Origin of the sequence: Clostridioides sp. ES-S-0049-02 (assembly GCF_020658465.1) — a bacterium.
Taxonomy (GTDB): Bacteria; Bacillota; Clostridia; order Peptostreptococcales; family Peptostreptococcaceae; genus Clostridioides.
The window spans coordinates 1-3,034 of the sequence record NZ_JACVWG010000037.1 but is presented as its reverse complement, the minus strand read 5'-3'; the positions used below and the strand labels follow the sequence as shown (position 1 = coordinate 3,034).

The 3,034-nt window shown below is 26.6% G+C and carries 6 protein-coding genes; all 6 read right to left on the bottom strand.

Features of this window, described 5'->3' with window-relative positions:
* The coding region (locus IC213_RS20235) for a PD-(D/E)XK nuclease family protein (protein WP_227863572.1) at positions 1–486 on the bottom strand (486 nt) is incomplete at its 3' end.
* Between the two features lie 60 nt (positions 487–546).
* A complete protein-coding gene (locus tag IC213_RS20230) occupies positions 547–786 on the bottom strand; it encodes a hypothetical protein (protein ID WP_227863571.1) in 240 nt (79 codons plus the stop codon).
* Positions 767–1,024: a hypothetical protein gene (locus IC213_RS20225; protein WP_227863570.1), complete on the bottom strand. Its 258-nt coding sequence runs from the start codon at positions 1,022–1,024 to the stop codon at positions 767–769. Before IC213_RS20225 ends, IC213_RS20230 begins: the two co-directional genes overlap by 20 nt.
* Entirely contained in the window at positions 1,008–1,262 is a 255-nt protein-coding gene (locus tag IC213_RS20220; RefSeq protein WP_227863569.1) for a hypothetical protein, read from the bottom strand. The genes IC213_RS20225 and IC213_RS20220 overlap by 17 nt, the downstream gene beginning before the upstream one ends.
* A 13-nt stretch (positions 1,263–1,275) precedes the next feature.
* Positions 1,276–2,037, bottom strand: a complete 762-nt coding sequence (locus tag IC213_RS20215; protein WP_227853449.1) for a phage regulatory protein/antirepressor Ant — start codon at positions 2,035–2,037, stop codon at positions 1,276–1,278.
* Positions 2,034–3,034 (bottom strand): hypothetical protein (locus tag IC213_RS20210; RefSeq protein WP_227863568.1); only part of this gene is annotated, 1,001 nt, incomplete at its 5' end. The genes IC213_RS20210 and IC213_RS20215, both read right to left, overlap by 4 nt.

Genomic DNA, 3,034 nt, shown 5'->3' with positions numbered 1-3,034 from the left:
TGCATATAGGATGAGCTGCATTGATTTCTTTGGCAGGTCTTTTTTAGAAAATTTGCTACTTGATTTGTAATCTATAACATAGATTTTATTACCTATCATGTAATACAAATCTATGTATCCTCTCATGGTAATTCCATTAATATCAAACTCAAATGACTCTTCTATGTAGTATCTATCACATTTGATTGGTACAAAATTTTCTATGTAATGTAAGATACATTCTAAATAATTAATTCTTGAATTTAGTGTAGGAAAATTGTAATTCATTAGATTTGCATATTCTATAACTTCATTATATTTTTGGATAGCTTCTTGATTTGTTATTTTCTCTTGTTGTAATTGTTCTAATAAACTATGTAACTCATTTCCATAATAACCATAACAATTTTGTTCTCGATTTAAATTTTTAATATATGTAAGATAATACTGAAATGGACATGTGTGAAATGCACTTAATTTACTAAAACTATATAATTCTTTTTCCATTAATTCTCCCCTTTCAAAAAAATAGAGAGCCATTAATTAATAGCTCTCGACCCTCAGTTCCTAAATAATATTCTCTAGGATGCTATTAATTCCTCTAAATAGTTTATTAAATTCTATTTCAGTATAATAAGATGTTATTCCTGATGTGTCTTTTACAGCAAAGATTTTACTATCTTCAGATATGCTTATTTCATTTAACATGTATTTATTGTCTAAAGTCAATGGCATGTCATTTAATTCTACTTTACTTATATAATCCTTTAATTCCAATTTATTCACCTCACTTTGTATCTTCTTCACAATAATCTCCTAAGCTATTTATAAAATTTTCTGTAACATCAAACCCAGCCAACATCATAGAGAAAAATATTCCTATAGAAGTTATAATATCCATTATATATTCTTCTATGCAACTTGGACTAGAATAAAATCCGATTTCTGTATTCCTTCCAAAATATAAACTATATATTAAGTTAAAAATTAATAAAAACATAAATAAATATAAGGCTCTATATTTGCTATTAATTATTCTTTTCATCTTCATCACTCACCTTTTCTATATCTATTAAATCCCATGCATAGATTGTTTTTTCTGATGTATTATATTTTTTACTTGTATCTAGTTGGATAAATTGCTCATCTACATTTTTTAATCTTCCCTGACAAAATTGTTTTTTTGTATCTTCCATAGTTTTATATTTTACATTTATGATATCTCCTGTATGTAATATGTCCCCATTTTGTAATAACACTTCTTGTCTAACTTCTTGTATCATATAACCCCTCCTATTATGCTAATGCAAGTAATTTGTCTCTTAATTTATTTTCTAACCACTTCATTCCCTTACCAGTTATTCTTGGAGTTATAACCAACTTGTTTCCAGTTTCATTTAGTTCTACTAATAAATAATCTCTGTCTATGTATGTTTGATAAGGCTCATTATTTGATTGAAGTATTTTTAGATTTCTTAGATTTTCCATTAATTTATTTCTACCATATGGAAGTTTCAATAATTTAGAAGCTTGTGATATGCTATAGACTTTTCTTCCATCTGTTCTAATCCTATTTGCAAATTGAACATCTGGTTTTTGCTCTTCAATTGTTTCTATAAGAGGTGCAGTTACAACTTCTTCAAAAGTTTTTATTGCTATTGCCTGCTCTATATCTGACTTAGAATTTACTATATCTAATATGCCTTTATCTCTTGGTGATAACTCAAGTTTTTGTTCTTTTATAATCCTTTCCATTTCTTCAAATCGTTCCATATACTTCACTGTAAAAAGCACACCTTTTTCTCCAGTTGTCTTATGTGCTAGAAATTCACAACCTTTTTTTGATACTAAATATTCTTTATTTTCCTTACCACTGCTATCTTTATAAAAACTTTTTACCCAATAATCACTCAACACAAAATTGTGGTCAGTTAATATTTTACTATTATTATCTATTTTTCTTAATAAAGCATCATGTCTTGTTTCCATCATCTTAGCAACTTCTAGGCTACTTATTCTAACTATTTCATCTACTACCTGTCTTGCAACTTCACTCATTCAATCACTCCTTCAAATTGTATTATGTTTATTCTATTTTTTAATAATTTTTCAAACACTTTCTTACCTTTATCACTAGGACTATCTTTATAATCCAATAGATTATCTCTATCCCAGATTACACTTATACTTACTACATCTTTAATATCTTGAACTCGCTTGGATATTTTATTTTTCCATGCAATATATTCTTCATCTCCTTTAGTCTTAAATTGCCTATCAAAAGCTATTATTAATTCTTCAATCCCTAAATCTAGCAATATTTTCTTTTGCTCTCTACTAAAATTACTTCCACATATAGCTACAGATGGATTATTTTTATACATAGTGGCCATTTGCAAGACTGATTTTTCACCTTCAAATACTATTACTTTTTTAGCTTGTTTAATAGCTTGTTTGTTTATATTTAGCCCATATAAGTTAAGACTAAGTTTGTGATTATAGCACTTGTTGTCATACCATAATGGAATATATTTACCAAAATTTTTAACTTTATCTTCATCTAAGTTTCTAACTCTAATACCAATTGGTCTATCTTTGTCATGCCAACAAAAGTGAGGAATTATTATTTGATTTTCATATGGATTATAATGTATTTGATATGTTTTAAGAACTTCAAAAGATATGTTTTCAAGTTCCCATTCTTTAATTGGAGCTTGTTGAAAAATTTTATATACATATGGCTTTTTAAGAGTAGGAAGTAATTCTATTTGTATGTCCTTAATATCATCTATTTTATTTACTTTTTTCTTTACTCTAAATCCTTTTCTTAACATTGGTTGATTTGAAATGTCAAAGAAATCTTTTATTTCATTAATAGCGTCTTTAAATTCATATTTATTTATATGTATCAATAAATCTATTAAGCTCCCTATATGGCCACAAGAACTATAGCAATGAAATGTTTTGCTTTCTGTATAATAAAATAATTTATATGAATCACCATTATGGCATAAATGAGTATTAAATATCAATTGTCTATCATTGCTTTTAGAAG